Source organism: Xanthomonas protegens (assembly GCF_038442435.1).
GTDB classification, from domain to species: Bacteria; Pseudomonadota; Gammaproteobacteria; order Xanthomonadales; family Xanthomonadaceae; genus Xanthomonas_A; species Xanthomonas_A sontii.
Map to the genome: position 1 here is coordinate 92,128 of NZ_JAQJCQ010000010.1, position 22,142 is coordinate 114,269.

9 protein-coding genes are annotated in these 22,142 nt (G+C 68.8%); all 9 read right to left on the reverse strand.

Annotated elements, in window-relative coordinates:
• Positions 1–429: 429 nt before the first annotated feature.
• On the reverse strand, positions 430–2,844 hold the full coding sequence (locus PIQ37_RS12800) for a glycoside hydrolase family 127 protein (RefSeq protein WP_342073774.1): 2,415 nt from the start codon (positions 2,842–2,844) through the stop codon (positions 430–432).
• Between the two features lie 381 nt (positions 2,845–3,225).
• Positions 3,226–5,043, reverse strand: coding sequence for an Svx/AvrXca family virulence/avirulence protein (locus PIQ37_RS12805; protein WP_407136652.1), 1,818 nt, complete (start codon positions 5,041–5,043; stop codon positions 3,226–3,228).
• Between the two features lie 412 nt (positions 5,044–5,455).
• Positions 5,456–7,057: a family 43 glycosylhydrolase gene (locus tag PIQ37_RS12810; protein WP_342073775.1), complete on the reverse strand. Its 1,602-nt coding sequence runs from the start codon at positions 7,055–7,057 to the stop codon at positions 5,456–5,458.
• Complete coding sequence (locus tag PIQ37_RS12815) at positions 7,054–11,229, reverse strand: Ig-like domain-containing protein (protein ID WP_342073826.1); 4,176 nt, start codon at positions 11,227–11,229, stop codon at positions 7,054–7,056. Before PIQ37_RS12815 ends, PIQ37_RS12810 begins: the two co-directional genes overlap by 4 nt.
• A gap of 158 nt (positions 11,230–11,387) precedes the next feature.
• Positions 11,388–14,216, reverse strand: a complete 2,829-nt coding sequence (locus PIQ37_RS12820; protein ID WP_342073776.1) for a TonB-dependent receptor — start codon at positions 14,214–14,216, stop codon at positions 11,388–11,390.
• Positions 14,217–14,549: 333 nt separating this feature from the next.
• Positions 14,550–16,916: a glucosidase family protein gene (locus PIQ37_RS12825; protein ID WP_342073777.1), complete on the reverse strand. Its 2,367-nt coding sequence runs from the start codon at positions 16,914–16,916 to the stop codon at positions 14,550–14,552.
• Between the two features lie 149 nt (positions 16,917–17,065).
• Positions 17,066–17,374 carry a flagellar basal body protein gene (locus PIQ37_RS12830; RefSeq protein ID WP_342073778.1) on the reverse strand — a complete coding sequence of 103 codons (309 nt, stop codon included), beginning with the start codon at positions 17,372–17,374 and terminating at the stop codon, positions 17,066–17,068.
• Between the two features lie 595 nt (positions 17,375–17,969).
• Positions 17,970–20,282 (reverse strand): S9 family peptidase, encoded by a 2,313-nt coding sequence (locus PIQ37_RS12835; protein WP_342073779.1) that lies wholly within the window; start codon positions 20,280–20,282, stop codon positions 17,970–17,972.
• Between the two features lie 146 nt (positions 20,283–20,428).
• Complete coding sequence (locus PIQ37_RS12840; protein WP_342073780.1) at positions 20,429–22,000, reverse strand: APC family permease; 1,572 nt, start codon at positions 21,998–22,000, stop codon at positions 20,429–20,431.
• Positions 22,001–22,142: the final 142 nt, after the last annotated feature.

The window sequence follows — 22,142 nt, forward strand, 5'->3', positions numbered from 1 at the left end:
GACGGACGGACCTGCAAGACGGTGGCGCCTGCGCGGCGCCTGCGGTGGCCTGCCTGCGCCGGGCCATGACGGCCTGGCGCACCGCGGGGAGGCCGATATCCTGCGCGCACGGCCGGTGCGCGGCTCCCCCGCTACTGCGATGACGTCCGATGACGACGGCGGCGCTCCGGTGGCGCGCGCCGGCGCCACGGCCGGTACGACGATGCGATCAGATTTTCATCACGCGGTCACACTGTGCCGTGGATGCACGGCCACGTCTTGTCGCGATTCGCGGTTTCGCATGCGGAATCATGCATGGTCATGTGCGGCTCTGCGCCTGCACGTGGCAACGTGCCGCGGCATGGCGCGGTGTCGCGCGAACACGACCGCGACAGGCACACGCTGCAATCGGCCGTGCGCGACGATGACAACGATTCGCGCCATGGCGCGTCACGCCGGGATCAACCAACCGCCGAACAGCGGGCCGGCGGTGTCGCCGTGCTGCGGCTCGATGCGCACGATCAGCGGCTGCGCATCCCGGGTGAGCGCCGGCGGTAGCGGGTAATCGCGGTCGACGAAATCGATCACCTGGCCGCGCTCCACCGCCACTTCCACAGCCAGCTTTCCATTGACCAGGATATTGAAGCGGCCCTTGTCGCTGCCCCAGAAGCGCAGGCGCAACGCCAGCGGCTGCGCGCTGCCGCGCATGCGGAACTCGACGAAACCCTTGCCGCGCACGTCGCGGCACTGCTGGCGGCGGTAGGCGCCGCCGAAGGAGGTGTCGCTGCGCAGCTGGTGCGCCTGCTCGGAGGCCTCGTCGCCGAACTGGATCATGTCCACCGCGATCGCACGCAGCTCGTCCTGCTCGGCCTGGCGCCGCGCGCGCCGCTGCGCTTCCTGCGCCCACTGCGCAGGATCCATGCGCTTGAAATACAGCGCGCTGCGGCGTTCGTACTGCGCGTAGAACGGCACGAAGGTCAGGCCCGGCGGCTGCGTGCTGCTGGCCAGGAAATGGCCGGACTGCGGCAACTCGGCGAAGCCGCGCAGCGGATCGGCCGCGGCCACCAGCGCCGGATCCGGCGCGTCGTACGGCGTGCTGACCGGCCCCAGGTCGGCGGCCAGCGCCAGCGGCCCGCGCATCACCACCACCGTGTCCGCATCGCCGGCGGCGTGCTCCAGCCGCAGCGGCGTGGCCAAGTTCAGGTCGATGACGTCGCCGGCGCGCCAGTCGCGCTCCAGCGCCAGATAGCCATCGGTCAATACCGCGCGCGCGGGCTTGCCGTTCACATGCAGGGTATAGCGTCCCTCGCACCAGGCCGGCACCCGCAACAGCAGCCGGCGCGGCGCGCGTGCGCCGGCGCGCGTCACCTGCAGGCGCACCTTGCCGTTGTCGGGCACGCCACTGTCCAGTTCCAGCGCCAGATCGCGCTCGCTCCAGTCCAGCCGCGAGGGGATATAGAGATTCACGTACAGCGATGCGTCGTCCTGCCAGTAGATCGCATCGCCGAACTGCGCATGCGCTTCCATGCCGCTGCCGACGCAGCACCAGAACGAATCGAACTTGTCGGAGAAGCCGCGCTCGCTGCCGCTGATCATCGGCGTCATGTAGGTGAACATGCCGGTGGCCGGATGCTGCGCGGCCATGGTGTGGTTGTGCAGGGTGCGCTCGTAGTAGTCGAAGTAGCGCGCCTGCGGCGTCCACTGGTACAGGTGCCGGGTCAGCTTGAGCATGTTGTAGCTGTTGCAATGCTCGCAGGTCTGCTCGGTCAGGAAGGCGGCGATGGTGTCCGGCTCCTGGAAATACTCGCGGTCGGCATTGCCGCCGATCACATAGCTGTAGTGCGCGGTCACCGTCTCCCAGAAGAAACGCGCCGCCGCGGCCGCATCGGCATCGCCGGCGACTTCGAACTGGCGCGCCTCGCCGATGAACTTGGGCACCTGGGTGTTGGCGTGGATGTGCGGCAGTTCGTCGCGCCCGGCCGCGGCCGGGTCGATCACCTTCTCGTGGCGCAGGCGCTTGCCGATGGCGACCCAGCGCGCATCGCCGGTGCGCGCGCCCAGTTCGATGTAGGACTCGTTGAGGCCGCCGAACTCGGTGTCCAGCAGGGTCTGCATCTGCGCGTGGTCGAGCGCGTCGAACACACCGGCAAGATAGCCGGCCAGCGGCAACAGCACCTGCAGCGCTTGTGCGTTGCCGGCCAGTTCTTGCGCGTCGAGCAAGCCGGCGAACAGTTTGTGCACCGTGTACAGCGGCGACCAACTGCCGTTGAGATTGAACTTGCTGCCCTTGATGACGCCGCGGCGCACTTCCTCGAACACCAGCTTGCCGCTGTCGATGGCGCCGTTGTCGTTCTTGCGGGTGAGCCCGCCGACGTAGCCATCCGGGTCCTTCGCCTGCGCGCGCGCCAGTTCGGCGACGATGTAGTCGATGCGCTCGCGCAGTGCGGGATCGCGGGTCTGCGCGTGCATCTTCGCCAATGCGCTGAGGTAGTGGCCCAGCGTATGGCCGGCGATGGTGTCGCCCTCCCAACCGCCGTACACCGCCCCCTTCGGCGGCAGGCCGGCGTACTGCAGGAAGTTGTGCAGCAGACGGTCCGGCTCCAGTTCCAGCAGGTAGCGGCGGTTGGTCTGCAGCGAATCCAAAAACAGCGACGGCTTCAGCGTGACCTGCTGCAAGGGCAACGCCTGCACCCGGCCCGGGGTGGACGCGGCGGCGTCCAGCGGGAAGCGCAGCAGCCCGGCCGCCACCGCCAGCGCGCTCCATTGCAGGAAGCGGCGTCGCGAGGGATCCAGCGCGGCCCCAGCCGCGTCGGAAGATGCGTGCGCGCAGGCGGCGCCATGCCGATGCATGCCCTGCCCGCTCATCGCCGGCCTCCCGCGTGCAAGGCGGCATGCGGGAAAGAAACGCATCGAGGCATGGACTGCTCCTGTGTGAGATGTCGGGACACCGACTCCGCGGGGCAATGACCAGCGGATCCATGGTCACTGTGTCATCCGGGTGACAGCGCGTCTTGTCCCCACTGATGCGTGCAGATGCGGATTTCCGCCGAATCGCCGCGCCGGCCTGGCGCCGGCGACCTAGCCCTGCGGACAGCGCAGGCGACGCGGCCGACACGCCGATGCCCTTCGGCTCATGCGCCACCTGCACGACGCGTTGCGTCATGCCGGCATCGCGACACCGTGGCGGTGTCCAGCGAACGCACTGTGCATCCGCCGCGACACCGCCTGCCAGTCACTGCCGGTCGATCAGCGTGGCTTCGCCGTGACCTCCGGCACCGCGTCGGTCAAGTCGGCGCCATCGTCGGGATTGGTCACCGTGTCCGCATCGACGTATCCGTAGAACACGCCCTTGCTGGCCGACGCACCGCGCTGCTCGAGGTCGCCGCGCATCTGCGCGGAACCGGACAGCGTGAACCCACCGAACGCGCCTGCCGGCTTGAACACCGTATGCAGCTGGGCGCGATCCTTGATCGTCACCCCGTCCTGCAGCAGGCTCAACCCGCCGACCACGGCGCCGTCCTGCACCTGCCCGCCCAGGATCGTCGCGTGGTCCTCGATCCGCGCATCGCCCAGCACCTTGCCCCCGAGCACCCGCGCCTGTGGGCCGACATAGGCGGTTGAGGCGACATACGCGTTCTGCGCGACCCAGCCACCGCCGTTGGGATGGCGGCTGCCGACGCGCGTCGGCGTCGGCGCACCGGGCTGCTGGCCCGACGGATAGGCGTTCTCCAGCGTGACGCTCCAGGGGTAGCGGTAGACCGAGTAGTACGACTGATCCCACTTGATCTTCTGCATCTTGCTCGGCGCGCCCATCACCACCAGATACAGGTCGCTGTCATCGCTGCGCACCTGGAACGACAGCGCGGCATCGGCGCCCTTCTGCAACGCGCTGTAGCGCGGCTTGCCGCTCGCCTCGATCGCGACCAGGCCCCAGCGCCAGTCCGAGTCCGGCGTGCCGATCGTCTCGGGATCGTTGGCCAGACCCGGCAACGTGTCGACCGCCGACTTCTGCTGCACGTTGCCATGGAACTTCACCACGACCGCATTCGCACCCGCCGCGGGAATCAGCCTGACAAGGTTGTAGCCCCACCGCTGCGGCGCCCAGCCGAACGGCACCTGGTAGCCGCCGGTCTGGCCCTGCACCGGATCCAGCTGGGTCAGGCGCAGGGCACGATCGCGATTGGTCTCATCGGACAGGTTTTCCGGATCGAACGCAGTATTGCTGCCGTATTGCTGGCGCATCACGGCGCCATGGTCGCGACCGTCCGGGTCGATGTAGTCCCACTGCACGTTGTGCATGGCCCAGTCGCCGAGCACGTCGTTGAGCTGCGACTGGCTCCAGCCCATGTTGTCGCGAATGATCGAGAACGGATCGGCATCGGCCTGGCGGGAATCGCCGGGCTTGGGCGCCTTGGCCCACAGATCGTTGATGATCGCGTAACCGAAGCGATCCTTGAGGTACTCCATGAACTGCCAGTTGCAGTAGCGATCGCGGGTCGAGCCAAGATAGAGATGCGGGTAGTTCACCAACATCTCCGAGCACTGCACATCGTCGTGGAAATACTGATGCGCCATCCAGTTGGCATGCGATTCCCAGATCCAGCCGACGTACGGCGAATCACGCAAGCCGCCGGTGCTGCCCTGCAAACCATGGGTCAATTCATGCGCCAGGCCCCAGTGGTATCCCAACTGGTCCGGGTTGATCCACATGCCCATGCCGCCGCTGGCGGAGGTACCGCCGTTCAGGCCGAAGCTGTGGTCCAGGTAGACGCTGACCTTGTACTTCGTTCCCATATTGCAGTAAGGCTCGGGAAACCCGACGCGCTCCATGTAGGCAGCCCAGATCAACTCCAGTTCCTTGGCTGCCGAGGCGACGTCATCCTGCGAAACGGCTTGTCCATCCTTCCAGCGGAACGCGAAGTGTTGCGTTTCGTAGCGAACGGCCGGCATGTCGGTATCGCCGGGATTGGCGATCCATTGGCCGGCAGTGCAGACCGCCGCATGCGCATGCTGCGCAGCCAGGACCAGAACGGCCGACAGGCAGACCATGAAGATAAGACGCATGAATCGAGAAGCAGCAATTCTCACGGCGCTACACTCCTCTTGTCCGACGACATTGGATAAATAGGACGATCGACGCGCGTTCCGACGCACCCGCCTGAGTGATTGAGGCATCCGCCACCACCCAATGGCAAGCGGATCCAGGTTCGCCTCCGGCGAAACGCCACGAAAACGCAGCGCGGCAGCCACTCGCGCATCGGCAACGCGTCGCCAGACTAGTCCACTCAAACGCAATGCACCCGACGGTTATCCTCATGGAATTGGGATAATTCCGCACAGAGTCCGAAAATCAAACCGACGTCACGGCAGGAACATGATGCGGCCGGCACCTGCCGCCGACATCAGCGGCAGGTGCTGCAACTGATGCGCCCGCGAAGGTCTATGAGGTCGGCTCGATCGGCATGCACGCCTCGCCTCAAGGCATGTCGCAGCGCTGCACATCCGCAGCGGTCGCCTGCGGCAGGCGCTGCGCATGCGGCGCCAGCATCTCCCACTCCTGTACCGCCAGCGCGGCGTAGCGCTCGCCGCCGCCGGCGGCATCCAGCACCGCGCGCATGCAGCGCGTGGTCACCGGCGCAAAGCGCAGCGTCTGCCAACGGCCGGCAGCAGGGGCGCGCGTGCTCTGCGCCAGCGGCCACCAGCGCCCATCGCGGCGGTATTCCAGCCGCCAGCGTGCCGGTGGCGCCACGCCGGTGTCGGCGCCAGGCGGATGATCGGCCCAGAACAGGATGCGGCTGCGCTGCAGCGTCACCGGTTGCGCCCAGCTGTATTGCAGCCACTGCTGCGGCGGGTTGTGCGCAGTCCAGCTGCCCCACAACTGCGGCGGCAGGGGATTGCGCTTGACCTGCCCGTCGTTGAGCGCGGCGATCCAGTACTGGTGCGGGATGTCCGGGCCGTTGGAGGCACTGGCCTGCGCATAGCGGGCGAGGTTGCGACGCGGCGGCAACGGCGGCTGCGGCCGCCGCGTGGGCACCACCGGCAGGATCCGCGCCGGCTGCCGGGTGTCGTCCCACTGCAGCCGGTCGATCGCCACGCTGCGGCGGAAATGCCCGCCGCCCTTGGCATCGGCGGTGTGGTAGACCAGGTACCACTGGCCCTTGAATTGCACGATGCCCGGATGCGAAGTGGTCGAGGACACCGGCGGCAGCAGTACCGCGCGATAGGTCCATGGCCCCAGCGGCGACGGCGCGCTGCCGTAGGCGATGCACGCGTGGTACAGCGTGGGCGTGCACTCCGACTCCGGCCCGGCATGGTTGCCGGCGTAGGCCATGTAGTAGGTGCCGTTGCGCTTGAACAGCCACGGCGCCTCGAAGTAGCCGTCCAGCGTGGTCACCGCCACCGCCTGCCCCTTCGGCGTGACCATGTCGCGTTCCAGTTCGATGCCGAACAGCTTGCCGAAGGTGCCCCAGTACAGATACACGCGACCGTCGTCGTCGACCAGCACGGTCGGGTCGATGTTCTGGATCGCGTTGGGCACCGGCAGCGATTGCGACAGGATCGGTCCCTGCGGATGCGCGTCGCGCCACGGCCCCAGCGGAGTGTCGGCCACCGCCACGCCGATCGCGAACGGATCGGTATTGCGCGATTGCGCTTCCTGCACCGGCGCATACAGGTAGTAGCGTTTATCCGGGCCCTGCACGATCTGCGCGGCATAGGCGTGGCCGGGCGCCGCCCAGGCGAATACCTGCTGCGGACGCAGCAGCGTCGGGTAATGGGTCCAGTCGCCACGACCGACATCATCGGTGACCAGCAGTTGCCAACGGTCGATCACGAAGTCGTTAACCTCCGGCGCCGCCTCGTCGCGGCCGGCGATGATGTAGAGCTTGCCGTCGGCGACCAGCGGCGCGGGGTCGGCCGAATAGGCGCGGCCATCGGCCAGGATCGGATTGCCCTGCGCGTGCACCTGCCGCGACCACGGCACCGCCGGTGTGGCGGCGATGGCCGCGGCAACGCCGATGTAGGCAGCACAGGCCACCAGCAGACAGGCGACGGCACTGCGCACGGGATGGCGGTTCATGGCGTCGTCTCCGCCTCGATCACCAGGTCCAGCCGCACGGGCAGCGTCCCGGTGCCATCGCGGCCCTGCGCCTGCCCGACCACGCTCGTGCGACCCGGCTTCGCATAGGAAGCCGGCGCCAGCGGCGGCCACTGCACCGGCACGCGCTCGCGCGAGCCGTCGTTGTACTGCACGGAGACCCGCTCCGGCAGCGCCGGCGCCTGCGCGACGCGCACGTGCAGCGGCGGTGGCGCCTGCACGGTGGTGAGCTGGCCAGGCGCGGTCGCGCGGACCCAGATGCTGGCAGTCACCGGCACGTCGCCATCGGCCAGGCCCTGCACCTGCACGCGACCCTCGCCAGCCAGCGCACCCACATCGACTTGCGACCAGCGCACGCCCAGCCAGGCCCAGCTGCCATCGGCGAAGTAGCCGGCGATGCGTGCCGGCAGCGTCGGCGCCTGACCGGGCGCGATGCGCACGTCTACCGCTTCGGTCGCCACCGCGCGCTCGGCGAACACCTGCCATTCGTCCAAGCCCACGGCGTAGTGGCCCTCGCCCTGCACGGCGGTCTGCAGCACCGCGCGCAAGGCGGTGGTGACCACCGGCGCGAACGCGACCCGGCTCGGCGCGCCATCGCCGTGCACCGGATAGCCGCCACGCACGGCGATCTCGCGCCATTGCGTGCCGTCGAGGTATTGCAGCGTCCACGCGCGCGGCAACGCCACCCCGCCCTGCGGCTGGTCGTCCCAGAAATACAGCGCCGCCGCGCTCAGCCGCTGCGCTTGCGACCACTGATACTGCACCCACACCGAGGCGGGCTGCGCGCGTCCCCAGCTGCCCCAACGGCGGTCGGCGGACGGGACCTGGTCCGGCGCCGGCAGCAGCCCATCGTTGAGCGCCTGCAGGCGGTGATGACCGGCGGTGAACTGCGCGCTCGGCGTGGCCTCGCCCTGTACCTGCAGCGTCTGCCCGGCCGGCGTCGGCGCGGCGATCACCGCGACCTCGGCGTGCCCCTGCAAGGCGCCATCGTCGGCCTGCAGTTGCAGGGTGTAGGCGCCGGGCGCGGTGAAGCGCACCTCGGTGGTGGCCGCCTGCGGCTGCTCGAACAGCGCCGCGCCGCCGGGCGGTGACTGCAGCGTGCGCCAGTGCAGCGCCAGCGTGCCGTTCGGCAACGCGTCGTCGCCGACCCGGCCGACCAGGCGCATCACGCCGCCCGCCGCGCTGCCGTCTTCCTGCCAGGCCTCGACCTGCGGCGCCTGGTTGCCGTGCGCCACCGGCACGGCGGCGCCGCTGGCATAGGCCTGGAGTTCCTTGATGCCGGTGCGCAGTGCGCCGGCATGCGTGACCTGCAAACGCCAGCGCTGCGCGCGCAGCGGCGGGAAACGGATGCGGTTGCGGTTGCCCTGTGCGATCGGCGTCTCGCGTACCTGGCCGGGCACGGTCTTCCACACGCCGGCGTCGAAGTACTGCAGCACGTACAGCCACGGCGGCGCGTAGCCGGCGCGCGTGCCCGACGGGAAACCATGCTGTTCGCCCGGCGGCGAGGAGCTGCGATAGAAGTACACGCGCACTTCGTCCAGGGTCTGCGGCTGGCCCAGATCCAGTTCCAGCCAATCGCTGGCAGCGGGCGAACCGGCCGTGCCCCAGAACGGCTCGTTGGCGGTGCTGCCGTCGACCGCGGCCGTGGCCGGGAATCCGTCTGCCGCATGGCTGGCGCTGACCGCCGCACCCTGCGCCAGATTGCGCGCGCCGGGCGGCAGCGCGATGTCGAGCCCCGCGTCGGCGAGGACCGCACCGATCCGCGCCGTACCGGGAAACCGCACCTGTTGCGGCGCCTGCAGCGCCAGCCGATGCGCGGCCAGCACGCGCAGCGACGCCGCATCTGCATTGACCGCATCCGGCACCGCCTGCACGCGGCCGCTGGCCGGGTCGTACAGCACGTGCGCCAGGCGATCGACGGTGAAGGCCAGGTGGCCGTCCAGGTACAGCGAATAGCCCTGTGGCGCGGCTCCACCGTAGCGGTGGCCGTCGCGGTCCCAGACGATGCTCAGGTCGCGGTCGCGGTAGCGCAGGCGGTCGGCGGCGAAATGGTCCCAGCCGATGTCGATCGGATACAGCTCGATCAGGGCGTCGCTGCGCGGGCGCAGGCCCATTGCATCCTCGATCACGGTGAAGTTGGTGGCGCCGAGCTGGGTGTGGTGGATCCACGAGCGGTAGCCGATGCGGCCGCCGTCGGCGGCGCTGCCCTGCGCCCAGAATTCGTTCTGGTCCGGGTAGCGGTTGTCGCCGTCGATGTAGTGCGCCCACGCGTTCCAGTACAGCAGCTTGCGGTAGCTGGACGCATCGAGGTACGGGCTCGGGTAATTGCGCAACACGCTGCCGAGCAGGCGGAACGCCACGGTGGAGTTGATCACCGAGAAATTGTTGCTGCCGCCCTCCCCGCGCGCCTGCGCATCGGCCTGGTTGGCGGTGTAGAACGGGAACAGCGGAAATTGCCGGGCGTCGGCGAACAGGCGCAGCGCGCGCACGTACTTGGGGTCGTCGTCGGCATCGCCGTGCCTGGGCATCAGCCCGACGCTGAAAGGGTAGTAGTTGTTGGTTTCCTTCCAGTCCACCGGCAGCCGTGGCCCATCGGCCTGGCGCTGCTTGAGCAGGTCGCCATGCAGGCCCATGCCATCGGCCTGCGCGCTGCGGTCCTGCCACAGCACCTCCAGCACGGCGCGGCGGATCTTCGCCGCCAGCGCCTGCATGCGCACCGCGGTAGCGGCGTCGCCGGCCACCTGCGCCGCCTGTGCGGCGGCCAGCGCGTTGGCGTACACGTACGCACTCTCGCTGCGATCCATGCGTGCTGCGCCATGGTGTTTGGCCCAGTCGAAGGACACCGCGTCGGCGTCGTTGCCGGTCATCGCCGCCCAGTCGTATTCGATCAGGCCGTTGCCGTTGCGGTCGTAGGCGCGCAACAACGCGTCCACGTCGTCGCTGGCGTAGCGCGCCAGTTGCCCGGCGATCGCCGGCGGACCGCCATGCACCTGGTAGGCGCGCCAGGCGGCGGCGCTTAGGTACTGGGCGTAGGAGTTGGACCAGTTCTCCGGCGCACCGGGGTTGTCCACGTACTTGCCGCCGCCCGCGGTCTCGCCCGCGCCGAGCCAGGAGCCGTAGGCGTAGAGCGGATCGCGCAGGTACTTGAGGTCGTCGATGAACATGCCTGTGGTGAGCACGATGGCGTTGTCGTAGCCGAGCACGCCCTCGATCGCCACCGGGAACTGGTAGTCGTTGCCGGGCACCGCCGCGTCGAGGAAATTGAAGCGCAGCAACCACCAGCGGTAGAACAGGGTCTTGTCGAGATTGTCCTCGGGCGTGTCCAGGTACGGCAGGTTGTCGGCCCACCAGCGGTTGTAGGCGACGACATGGTCGCGATAGGCCTGCTGCGGCGACTGCGCGGCGATGCGCCAGTATTCCTGCAGCGAGGCCGGCAGTTCGCGCGTGACCAGCCCCAGTTGCACCTTCAGCGTCGGCGCGGTGCCGTGTGCCGGTACAGCCAATGGCCGCGCGATGCTCGCGCCATCGACCACGAAACCATCGCCGGACAGGCGCGGGAACAAGGTGGTGATGGCGTTGTGGGTGACGAAGGCGCCGGTCAATTCGGCGCCTTGCGCATGCGTGGCCATCGGCGAAACCGCGCGCAAAGTCAGGCTATGCGCGACGCCGTCGATACTGGACACCGTGGCTTCGGCCACCGCCACGTTCTGCTCGCTGATGAACTTGACCAGTTGCAGGCGCACGCCTTCGCCGGCATACACGCTGCTGAAATAGCTCGGCGTCTGCCGCCGCTGCGCACTGTCCTCGACCAGCGCTATCGGCACGCCGTCGCGCTCCAGTTGCAGGCGGAACAGCGCGTCATGGCCGGTCTTGTGCACGTAAGCCACGTCGCCGACGAAGCCGGGCTCTTCCGGCTTGTGCGTGTACAGGTAGGCCGCACGGCCACGGCTGAACAGCCAGTTGTTGCTGTCGCCGAAACCGCCGCCGGTGCCCTGCCGCGCCAGCAGGCGGTCGATCCAGAAATCGCGGCCGGGCGCGCTGCCGGCACCCGCCGCCAGGTCGGCGGCGAACATCCGCTGCAACTGGCCCTGTCCCGGGGCGAACGCCACGCCGCTATCCGGCAAAGGATGCGCATCGCCCTTGAAGTGCGGCATGCCGATCGCAGCATTGCTGGGCTGCAGGCCTTCGCCGTCGCGGTCGAGGTCGCTGACGGCGGCTGACGCCGCAGTCGCAGCGAACGACAGGCCAACCAGGAGCACGATGGCGCCGCGCCGCACACGCGATGCGGCGCCACCGGGTGCAGACGTGCGACTCAAAACTCGGTCCTGATCCGTGCCCAGAAGTAGCGTCCCAGCGTGTCGTAGGTGAACGCGTCGGTGTTGGCCGCACTGGCGTAGCCGTAGTAGCGCGGCGGCGTGCGGTTGCCGAGGTTGTTCACGCCCAGCGCCAGGGTGGTATGCAGGCTCTCGAACTTCCGGCTCACGCTGGCATCGTGATAGGTCACCGTGCCGACCGGGAAGTACACGCAACTGCCGTCGGCGGCGGTGTTGACGCAGAAGTCCTCGTAGGCGCTGCCGACGGTGGTGCGCCCGATCAGGCGCGTGTTCCAGCTCGCGTGCCAGGGGCCGTTCTCCCAGTCGAGGGTGAAGTTGGCGCGCCAGCGCGGCAGGTTGCCGTAGCTGGATTGCTCGCCCACGTAGTTGTGCGGATCGCCGCTGAACTTGTAGCTGGACAGGTAGGTGGCATCGACACCGGCGCGGAAGCGGCCCCACGCCGTCTCCGGCAGGGCGTACTTGATGCCGAGGTCGTCGCCGCGGATGTCGACCTTGCCGCTGTTGATCGCGAACGGCACGGTCACGCTGACCAGTTGCCCGGTGGGGCCGCGCTTGATCAGCGGACAGTAGGCGCTCTGGCCGTCGTAGCAGTTCTGCAGCACCTGATCCAGGCCGGTGCCGTTGATCATGTCGTCCAGGGTGACGCGCCAGCTGTCCAGGTTCAACGACAGGCCCTCGGCCCAGCCCGGGTCGTACACCGCGCCGATGTTGTAGGAGCGGCCCTGCTCGGGCTTGATCGCGAAGCCGGCGTTGGCCGAGCCGGTGGTGAGCACGGTGAAGGACGAGCTGTTGACGAAGCTGCCGTTGGTCGGCACGTTGGCGCAGGCCGCGGGATTGCCGCCACCGGTGTAGCCGTTGCACGGATCGGTATAGGTGCCGGCGTCGTCGACCACGCCGTTGAACGGCGAGCCGTACAGATCGCCCAGCGCCGGCGCGCGGAACACCTGCGAGCCGGTGGCGCGGATCAGCAGGTTGTCGATCGGCCGCCATTCCAGCGCGACCTTGCTGTTGGTGGTGCTGCCCCAGTAGTCGTAGCGCGAGTAGCGCGTGCCCAGGTTGAGGTTCAGCGCCTGCGCGCCGGTCACGCCCTTGAGCAGCGGCACCAGCACTTCGGCATAGGCCTCCTTGACGGTCTCGTCGTGGCCCTGGTTCATGATGCAGCCGTCGTTGTAATCGCAGTTGCCCTCCGCATCGGCCGCCGCCACCGGATTGCTGGTGCCCTGCGAGAAGCCGTTCTTGCGGAACGACAGGCCGAACGCGGCCTGCACCGCGCCGGCCGGCATCGCGAACAGGTCGCCGTTGACGCTAGCCTCGGCGAACTTCATCGTGCTCTCGTCGATCAGGTCGACCGCGCTCTGGGTGGCCTTGATGCCGGCGATGGTGGCCGGATCGTCCGGGTTGAACACGTTGATCGGGGTACAGCCGGCGATCACGTTGCCGGGCGTGCCGCACTTGATGGTGCCGTCGGTGTCGCGGAACGAGGCCCCGACCGCGTTGTTCAGCGCCGAGGTGATGGAGAAGCCGTTGCGCACCAGGGTGTCCTTGTAGTGCGCGTAGCCGGCCGCCGCATCCCACTGCCAGCTGCTGTCGCCGAACTTGCCGCGCAAGCCGGCGACGATGTTGGTCTGGTACATCGTCGAGGTGTAGACGCGGGTGTTGGCCGGCACCGAACGCAGCAGGTAGCGGCTGAGCTGGGCGCCGAAGGGGTTGTAGTAGTTCTGCGCGGCGTTGGGCAGTTCCAGGCCGTAAGCGGTGAGCTGCGAGGTGGTCTCGCTGCGGGTCCAGAACATGTCCAGGTAGCCCTGCACGTTCGGGGTGAAGTCGAACGTGGCGTGCGCAGAGGCGTTGGTGCGCTGCACCGGGGTGATCAGGTACTGCCCGGTGTAGGAGTTGTAGCCTTCCACCGCCTGGCTGTAGGTGTGGAAGTCGCCCGCGGTGACCTGGCCCGGCGCCAGGTTGGCGTTGGGCGTCAGCACGCTGCCATTGCGCAGGAAGGCGCGGGTGCCGTTGCCGCGGCGCTCCACCACCTGGCCGTTGAGATAGTTCTGCGCGGTGCGCGCGTAGTCGCGGTCGCTGTCGTACAGCGCATTCATCGAGCTGCGGCTCACGCCCAGGATCAGCCCGCCACGGTCCCAGGTCTTGCCCCACTCCAGGCCGAGCGAGCGCCGGTTGCCGTCGCCGTGGGTGCTCAGGCCGTAGTCGGCGGTGGCGGCGAAGCCGTCGTACTTGTCCTTGAGGATGATGTTGACCACGCCGGCGATGGCGTCGGAGCCGTACACCGACGAGGCACCATCGGTGAGCACCTCGATGCGCTCGACCATCGCCGCCGGAATCGCGTTGACGTCCACGCCGGGCGCGGCGGCGACGCTGCTGGCCGGCCCGGCCATGCGATGGCCGTTGACCAGCACCAGGGTGCGCTCGGGGCCGAGGTTGCGCAGCGACACCAGCGCGCGGCCGTGGCTGAAGCCGGAGTTGAGCGCGACGTTGGGCATGTTGCCGGCCATCGCCGGCAGTTGCTGCAGCAATTGGCCGAGGGTGTCCTGGCCGCTGTCCTCGATGCGCTGGCGGTCGATGGTGATGACCGGGCTGGCGGTTTCCGCATCGACCCGGCGCAGATGGCTGCCGGTGACGCTGATGCGTTCCAGCGTGGTCGCCTGGGTGTCCTGGGTCTGTGCATCCTGCGCCTGCGCCGCCGGCGCAAGCAGGGCCAGCGCGGTGCAGATCGCCGCGGCCAGCGGACCGGGCTGCGGCGCGGCGCGCCAGGAACACGGGAGCAGCGGCGCAACGCGTTCGAGCAAAGACGGCATCGGAAATCTCCTGAGCGGCAGCCTGGCGATCGCCGGAACGCCGCCCTTCCCCAGGCGGCCGCCCCGTCGCCAGCGCGTGTGGCGGATACGAAAACGGACGTGTCCACGCATGCGCCGCCGGATGGGACGATCCCGACGCCGCCTGCACGGCGACGCGCACGACCCATGCGCTGCGTCCCCGGTGACGTGCAACGAATCTCCCCCTGGACATTCACTGCACGGTCACAATGTGCGCGTAGGACGCACGCGGCGTCTTGTCGTATTTATCGGGAAAACGTGCGGAATACCGCACTGCCCCGCAGGCCGGCGGGACGTTTCCGACTTTTTCGCCACTCAGCCGTAGACGGCGGAAATCGCCACCGTCGCCGTACTGCCGGCCGGTATCAGCACACGCTCGTTGCGCGGCCCGGACAGCGCCGCCGGCTGCCCGTCCAGGCGCACTTCCTGCAGGCGGGTGCCGGCCGGCACGCGCAGGGTCAGCCAGGTGCGTGCCGGCCGCTGTGCCGGCAGCGTCACGCTACCGTCGATGCGCTTGCGCGCCGGATCCGCGTGCAGCGCCAGCGACACCCTACCCCAGCGCGTCGGCGCCGCCTCGATCGCGATCGCCTCGCCGCTGCCCAACCAGTCGCGCGGCACTGCCCGCGCCAGGAACAGCTCTTCGCCGGCGCTGTCCTCGAACACCAGCATCCAGCGCAGCAGCAGCGGAATGGTCAGCTGTGCGGGGATGCAGAACAGCGGCATGCCGCCGGTGATGCCGGTGACCTCGCCCGCCGTCCAGCTGCCCCGGGTATGCACGTGGTAGCGGTGCGCGTACAGGAACAGCAGGTATTCCTCGATGCGGTCCAGGCGCAGCAACTGCTGCGCGTAGCCGTAGGAGATGAAACCGAGCAGGTCGCGCGCTTCCGGCGTCGGCGCGGTGATGTTGCCGACCACACCGAGGCTGGTGCCGCCGTGGCCACGCACGCAATCGATGACCAGGTGCGCCAGGTCGTCGGGCAGCACGTCGGCCTGCAGCAGTTCGGCATAGGCGCGGTGCGGCCAGCCCTGCTCGCTGGGATGTTCCTGCTGCAAGGACTGGCGGAAGGTGAGCTTCGCCCCGGGCAGCGGGCCGATGTAGGGCGGCTTCAGGTCGCGGCGGACATTGCCGCGCAACGTGCGCAGCAATTGCGCGGACAGCTGCTGCGCGCGGCGCTGCCACTGCGCCGCGGCGGCCTGCCCGCCCGGCCCGGCGATGCCGCTCCACACCGCGGCCAGGTCCTGCCACCCGCGCACGGCCAGCGCGCTGTTGGCGTAGTACGGCTTCCACCACACCTGCGGATCGGGGAACAGGCAGGCATCGGATTCGTTCCAGCCGTGAATCAGGCCGTGCCCCGGCGCCGACGCAGGCAGGCGCAGGCTGGCGTCGTGCAGTTCGGCCAACACCTGCGCGGTGGCGGCGATCTTGTCGCGGTGCTTGCGCAGCAGCGCGGCATCGCCGGTGTAGCGCAGGTAGCGCGCCAGCAGCGACAGGGTCAGGCCGAACTGGCCGGTCTCCGGGCCGCGCATGTTGACCATGCCGTCGGCCTGCACGAAGTCGCTGAAATAGCCGTCCAGCACCGCTGCGGCCTGCGCGAAGCGGCCCCACTCCAGGTTGGCGTACAGCGAACTGGTGAAGGTGTCCTGGAAGCCGTCGTACTCGTTGCCGTAGTAGTCGCGATCCACCGCGCCGTACTTGGGATAGGTGCCGCCCGGACGCACCACCAGTTCGCGGGCGAAGGCGAAGCGCGCCATGTCGCGCCAGCTCGGGTCCGGCGTCTGCGCCTGCACGGTGTCGGCGAGCTGCGCCTGCCAGTAGCCGGCGAAGGCGAGCAGGCCGCGGTAGAAATCCTCGGCACTGCGCGGGCCGCGCCGCGGCGGGTAGTCGGGATAGCTGTAGCCGTACACCACCTTGCTGACCTTGCCGTGCTCGACCAGCGCACTGCGGTGCCAGGTCTGCACCACGAAGCGGTCCTCGGCCAGCACGTCGGCGAACAGCAGGATGTCGTAGTAGCGGCCCTCGCCGGCCGGCACCACCTTGCGCACCGCCGGCATCCAACCGCCGAGCAGGCCTTCACTGCGGCGCCGCACCAGCTCGTCCTTGCCCAGCTCCGGGAACGCCTGGATGGCGCGATAGCAGCGGGTGCGCCCGTCCGGGTACACCGGCATGGTGTCGGCACATTCGCGGGTGCCGACGAAGGTGGTCCACGGCAGGCGCCCGTTGTAGTCCTTGGGATCCAGTTGCGAGGCCGGCGGCGGCGCGACATCGCGCACCTCATCGGCGCGCGGGTCGCCGTCGCGCAACAGCCGATCGGCGAGCAGATCGGCATCGGCCATCGCCACTTCGGCCAGTGCCATGCCGAAATACGGCGCCTGCGCGGCCGGGTACACCACTTCGGTGCGCTTGCCCAGCACCAGCGCCCCACTCGGCCCGCGCAGGGTCAGGTCGCCGTCGGGCTGGCGCAGGTCTTCGTACACCTCCCAGGTCGCGCCCGCTTCGACGAAACGGCATTGCAGGGTGTGCCCGGCCAGCGCATCGGCCGCCAACGGCTGCAGTTGTGGCGGTGCCGGCGCACGCGCGGCGCTGGCCGCTGTCGGTGCCGCGGCGGCACGCCCGGCCAGCACGTCCATGCCGGCGACCGCACCGACCGCCAGGCCCTGACGCAGGAAATCTCTCCGATCCATCTACCGTCCCCGATGCAATGCGATCGTCGCATCGTGCGCCGCGCGCGCCGCAGCGTCTTGTGCGCTGTGCCGAGGATCGGTGCGGAAAATCGCATAGCCGCGTGGTCGCGGCGGTGCTGCGCTGCGGCAGCGCGATGGACCGGAGCGGCTTAGGCGAGCACGTCGAGCAGGCTGCCGATGCTGTCGTCGCCCGCGCGCAAGACCCGCGCATTCGCCTGGAACGCCGTGCGTTCTGTCAGCGTGCCGACCATGTCGTCGACCAGATCGCTGCCCGGCCCACCGGCCTGCTGCACCTGCCCGACTACGCCACCGCCGGCACTCGCCTGGTTCACCGGCACAGAGCGCTGGAACCCGTCGGTGGCGAGATTGGCGATGTTGTTGGCGCGCACCTGCAATCCGGACGTCGCCGCGCGCATGCCGGACAGCGCGATCGAGGAACTGGGGGCGATGGCGGTCATGACGGGCCTGGGACGCAGGGAGACTTGCCGGGTTATCGGCTGGTTTGGCGGGGGCTTTAGTTTGGGATTTGGGAGTGGGGAGCGGCGATTGGCAAGAGCGGATGCGCCGGCGCCAGTAGCCAAAGCCCCTCTCCCCTCGGGAGAGGGGTTGGGGTGAGGGCACGGAGGCCGCGCGATGCCCCAAAACCTGGTGGATCTCCCCGCACCCTCATCCGCCCCTACGGGGCACCTTCTCCCGAGGGGAGAAGGGAAAAGCCTAGCCCCTCTCCCACCGGGAGAGGGGTTGGGGTGAGGGCCGGGCGCCGCGATGCCTCCGAAACGCCAGTGCCCCCCCCGTACCCTCATCCGCCCCTGCGGGGCACCTTCTCCCGAGGGGAGAAGGGAAAAGCCTAGCCCCTCTCCCGCCGGGAGAGAGGTTGGGGTGAGGGTCCGGACGCCGCGATGCCTCCGAAACGCCAATGCACCACTCGTACCCTCATCCGCCCCTGCGGGGCACCTTCTCCCGAGGGGAGAAGGGAAAAGCCCGGCTCCGCAGGACCAGGAATCTCCGCGCCTTTACGAATCCCCAATCCCCAATCCCAAATCCCGGCCCCAACTACAGCCGATTCCACGCCGGCGTCGGCTCCCCCAACAGATGCCGCACGAAGAAGTCGTACTGGCGCCGTTGCACGTAATCGATGGGACCGGTGGAGCGACCGACGGTATGTTCGCCGCCGGGCACGACCAGCAGGTCGAAGTCCTTGTTGGCCTTGATCAGCGCATCCACCACCTGCCCGGTCGAGGCCGGGTCGACGTTGCTGTCCTGCTCGCCGACGATCAGCAGCAGGTCGCCACGCAGCTTGGCCGCATTGTCCACGCCGGAGGCACGTGCGTAGCTGGCGTCTACCGGCCAGCCCATCCACTGCTCGTTCCAGCTGATCTTGTCCATGCGGTTGTCGTAGCACCCGGCATAGGCCACACCAACCTTGTAGAAGTCCGGGTGTCGCTCCAGCGCGCCCAGCGTGCTCTGCCCGCCGGCCGAGGCGCCGTAGATGCCGACACGGTCGATGTCGTAGGACGGATCCTGCGCCGCCAGCGCCTTGTGCCAGGCGATGCGGTCGGGGAAGCCGGAATCGCCGAGGTTCTTCCAGGCCACGTCGTGGAAGGCCTTGGAGCGGTTGGCGGTGCCCATGCCGTCGATCATCACCACGATGAAGCCCAGGTCGGCCTGCGCCTGCATGCCGATCTGCTTGTCGCCGCCGGAGTGGTAGCCGAACGGCCAGAAGGTCTTGGGCACGAACGAATCGTGGGGGCCGGCGTAGATGTTCTCGATCACCGGGTATTTCTTGTGCGGGTCGTAGTCGCGCGGGCGTACCACCATGCCCCAGATGTCGGTCTTGCCGTCGCGCCCCTTGGCGACGAAGGTCTGCGGCGCGCGCCAGCCGGCGGCCTGCAGCTTGCGGATGTCGCCGCGCTCCACCACCTGCAGCAGGCGCCCGTCGATGGCATGCAGTTCCATCACCGGGGCCATGTCCGGACGCGAATACACGTCCACGTAATGGCGCCCGTCGTCGGCGATGGCCACGTCGTGATCGGCATCGACCTCGGTCAGCCGGGTCAGGTGGCCGCCGTCGAAATCCACCGCGAACAGCTGCCGGTAGTAGGGATCCTTGCCCGCGTCCATGCCGCTGGCGGTGAACCAGATGCGCCGCTGCGCATCGTCCACGCGCAGCACGTCGCGCACGATCCAGTCGCCTTTAGTGATCTGCGCCTTGATCCGGCCGCTGACACCATCGAACAGGTAGAGGTGGCGCCAACCATCGCGCTCGGAGATCCACAGGATCTCCTGGCCCAGGCCATCGACATCGTGGTGGTAGCTGCGGTCGGCATACACGAAGGTCTTGGCGTCCTCGCCCACCGCCACGTGCGCCTTGCCCGTGGCCGCGTCCACCGCGATGGCGCGCATGCGCTGGAAGCCGCGCTGCACGTAGTCGAACACGAAGCTGGCGCTGTCGCGGCGCCACTGGATCGGCGAGAGCTGGTAGGGGTTGGCGAACAAGGCATCGTCGATGGCCAGGCGCTTGGGCGCACCGCCGCGCGCCAGCGCGCCAAGGTCGAACAGCACCGGCCGCTCGATGTCCACCGCATCGCCGGGCTTGGGATACAACTGGGTGCGCACCACCGGCTGGCCGCCGCCGGGCGGCGCCGCCTCGACGCGGGTGACGCGGCGGGGAAAACCGGGCTTCACCCGGTATAGCGCCAGCCGCTGCGAATCTGGCGACCAGACAATCGTTTCCGGATCGTAGAAATCGTCGCTGCGGCCGTCGTCGGCCAGGCGCAGCACGTGCCCGTCCGCCACCGCGCGCAGCATCAGCGCATTGCCGTCGACATAGGCCTCCCAACGTCCGTCCGGCGAGCGCCGCGGGGTGGCGTCGGCCGGTACGCTGAGATCGCGCACCACGCCGAAGCCGCGCGGTCGCGGCTGCGGACCGCTGTCGGCGCGCGCGCAGACGTAGGTGGTGAGGGTGCAGCGCCACGGCGTCTCATCGAGCTCGAAGGCGATCGCCGCCTGCGGCTGGCCGCCCTCGGCGACGTAGGCGAAGCGCGTGAACGGCAGCCGCAGCGCCGGATAGGTGGTGCCGGTCGCCGCACTCAACGCGCGCGCCAACTGCTGCTGGTCGAACGCCGGCTGCTTGCGCTGGCTGGCCACGTCCTCGACCACGAAGGCGAAACCGCCCGGCACGGTCTTGCGGTAGTAGAACGCGTCGTCGTCGCGCCACTGCGCCGGCCAGGTCACGTTCTCGGTCAGGCCGATCCAGGCCTCGCGCAGGCCCAGCGAGCGCTGATAGTCGGCGACGCTGGGCGCTGCCTGGGCGGCGCCGGCGCAGCAGGCCAGGGCAACGACGATCGATGCAACGAACTTGTTCATGCTGTTTCCGAGAGTTTCGATGGCACGCTTGTTCCTCGTAGGAGCGGCTTCAGCCGCGACCGGGCGTTACCAGGAGAGCCCATCGCAGCTAATCCCAAAAAAGGGACAAGAGCGGCTCCTACGTACACATCCATACAGGCGACGGACTACTCCCCGTCATCCTCTTCCAGCGCCAGTTCCTCAGGGTGCAGGCCGCTGCGCGAACCCCAGTGATAGCAACCGAGCGCGATCGCCGCCACGCACAGCGTGTCCCAGGGATGCGCGATCCAGCCGCTGCCGCCGAAGGTGCCCAGGCGCGACACAACCAGCACCAGCGCGAAGAACACGATCAGCCACAGCACGCCGCGCACCTGCCGCCACAGTCGCGCACGGCCGGCGGCGTTGGGCAGGCGGTACAGCACGTACAGCGCGAACATGGCGATCTGCAGGCCGAGCAGCCACGACAGCGTGTTCCAGGTCGACCAGTACACGATCAGGCCCGCAACGATGAACGACAGCGGCCCGAGCAGCGCCATGCCGCGCAGCCGGAACGGCCGCGGCAGCTCCGGCGCACTGCGCCGCAGCGCGGCCACGGTCACCGGCGCCACCGCATAGCTCAGCACCAGCGCCGCCGACACCACGTTGATCAGCGCCTCCCACGAAGGGAACGGCAGGGTCCAGAACACCGACAGGCCCAGGCTCAGCCACAGCGCCGGGCGCGGGATGCCGGAGGCGGCGTCCACCTTGGTCAGCACCGGCAGGAAGCCGCCGCTGCGCGCCCAGCCGTAGACCACCCGCGGCGTGGCGTTCATGTAGATGTTGCCGGTGCCGCTGGGCGAGATCATCGCGTCGCAGATCACCAGCGCCGCCAGCCAGCCCATGCCCAGCGCCAGGGCGATATCGTGGTAGGGCAGCGAGAATGCCTTGTCGATACCGCCCCAGCCGTTGGCCAGATGTTGCGCCGGCACCCCGCCGAGGAAGGCGAGCTGCAGCAGCACATAGATCACCGTGGACAGCGCCACCGACAGGATCAGCGCGATCGGGATGTTGCGCTGCGGATCGCGCACCTCGCTGGCCACCGACACGATCGGGGTCAACCCGAGGTAGGCGAAGATGATGCCGCCGGCGGAGATCGCCGCTTCCACTCCGGCCGCACCGAACGGCGCGAAGCCCTGCACGTGCAGGTTGCGCGCATCGAAGTGCGCCATCAGCAGCACGATCACCAGCACCGGCACCAGAAACTTGAACACGCTGACGATGTTGTTGGCGGTAGCAAAGGTCTTGACGCTGTAGTAGTTGAGCAGGAAGAACGCGACCAGCAGCGCCAATTGCAGCAGCCAGCCGGCGACGCTGGGATGGGTGCTGCCGGCCTGGTTGAGCCAGGGGAACCACGCCGCGGCGTATTGCCGTGCCGCTTCCACTTCGATCGCGATCAGGCTGGAGAAAGCGATCAGGGTGATGAAGCCCATCAGCCAGCCCAGCAGTACGCCGTGCGAGTACTCCGGGTAGCGCACCACACCGCCGGCGCGCGGCAGCGCCGCGCCGAGTTCGCAGTACACCAGGCCCAGCAGCAGCACCGCCACGCCGCCGGCGATCCACGAGACGATGCCGGCCGGCCCGGCAATCGCCGAGACGTGGCTGGCCGAGAACAGCCAACCGGACCCGAAGATCGAGCCCAACCCGATGAAGGTCAGATCGGTCAGGCTCAAGCGCTTGTGGAACTTGCCTTGTGCGGCCATGGCGTCTCCCGCTGGATTGGTGTCACTGGCGATTCGATGATCTGCGGCGTTCCCTACCCTCACCCCAACCCCTCTCCCGAGGGGAGAGGGGCTAAAGCAACCAGCCGAAGCCGGCTCTTCCCTTCTCCCACCGGGAGAAGGT

Bases quoted from the DNA above. Each gene is read 5' to 3' on its own strand.
- PIQ37_RS12820 (WP_342073776.1), bottom strand. From the start codon at position 14,216: ATGCCGTCTTTGCTCGAACGCGTTGCGCCGCTGCTCCCGTGTTCCTGG.
- PIQ37_RS12810 (WP_342073775.1), bottom strand. From the start codon at position 7,057: ATGAACCGCCATCCCGTGCGCAGTGCCGTCGCCTGTCTGCTGGTGGCC.
- PIQ37_RS12835 (WP_342073779.1), bottom strand. From the start codon at position 20,282: ATGAACAAGTTCGTTGCATCGATCGTCGTTGCCCTGGCCTGCTGCGCC.
- PIQ37_RS12815 (WP_342073826.1), bottom strand. From the start codon at position 11,229: ATGCCGCACTTCAAGGGCGATGCGCATCCTTTGCCGGATAGCGGCGTG.
- PIQ37_RS12805 (WP_407136652.1), bottom strand. From the start codon at position 5,043: ATGCGTCTTATCTTCATGGTCTGCCTGTCGGCCGTTCTGGTCCTGGCT.
- PIQ37_RS12800 (WP_342073774.1), bottom strand. From the start codon at position 2,844: ATGAGCGGGCAGGGCATGCATCGGCATGGCGCCGCCTGCGCGCACGCA.
- PIQ37_RS12840 (WP_342073780.1), bottom strand. From the start codon at position 22,000: ATGGCCGCACAAGGCAAGTTCCACAAGCGCTTGAGCCTGACCGATCTG.
- PIQ37_RS12825 (WP_342073777.1), bottom strand. From the start codon at position 16,916: ATGGATCGGAGAGATTTCCTGCGTCAGGGCCTGGCGGTCGGTGCGGTC.
- PIQ37_RS12830 (WP_342073778.1), bottom strand. From the start codon at position 17,374: ATGACCGCCATCGCCCCCAGTTCCTCGATCGCGCTGTCCGGCATGCGC.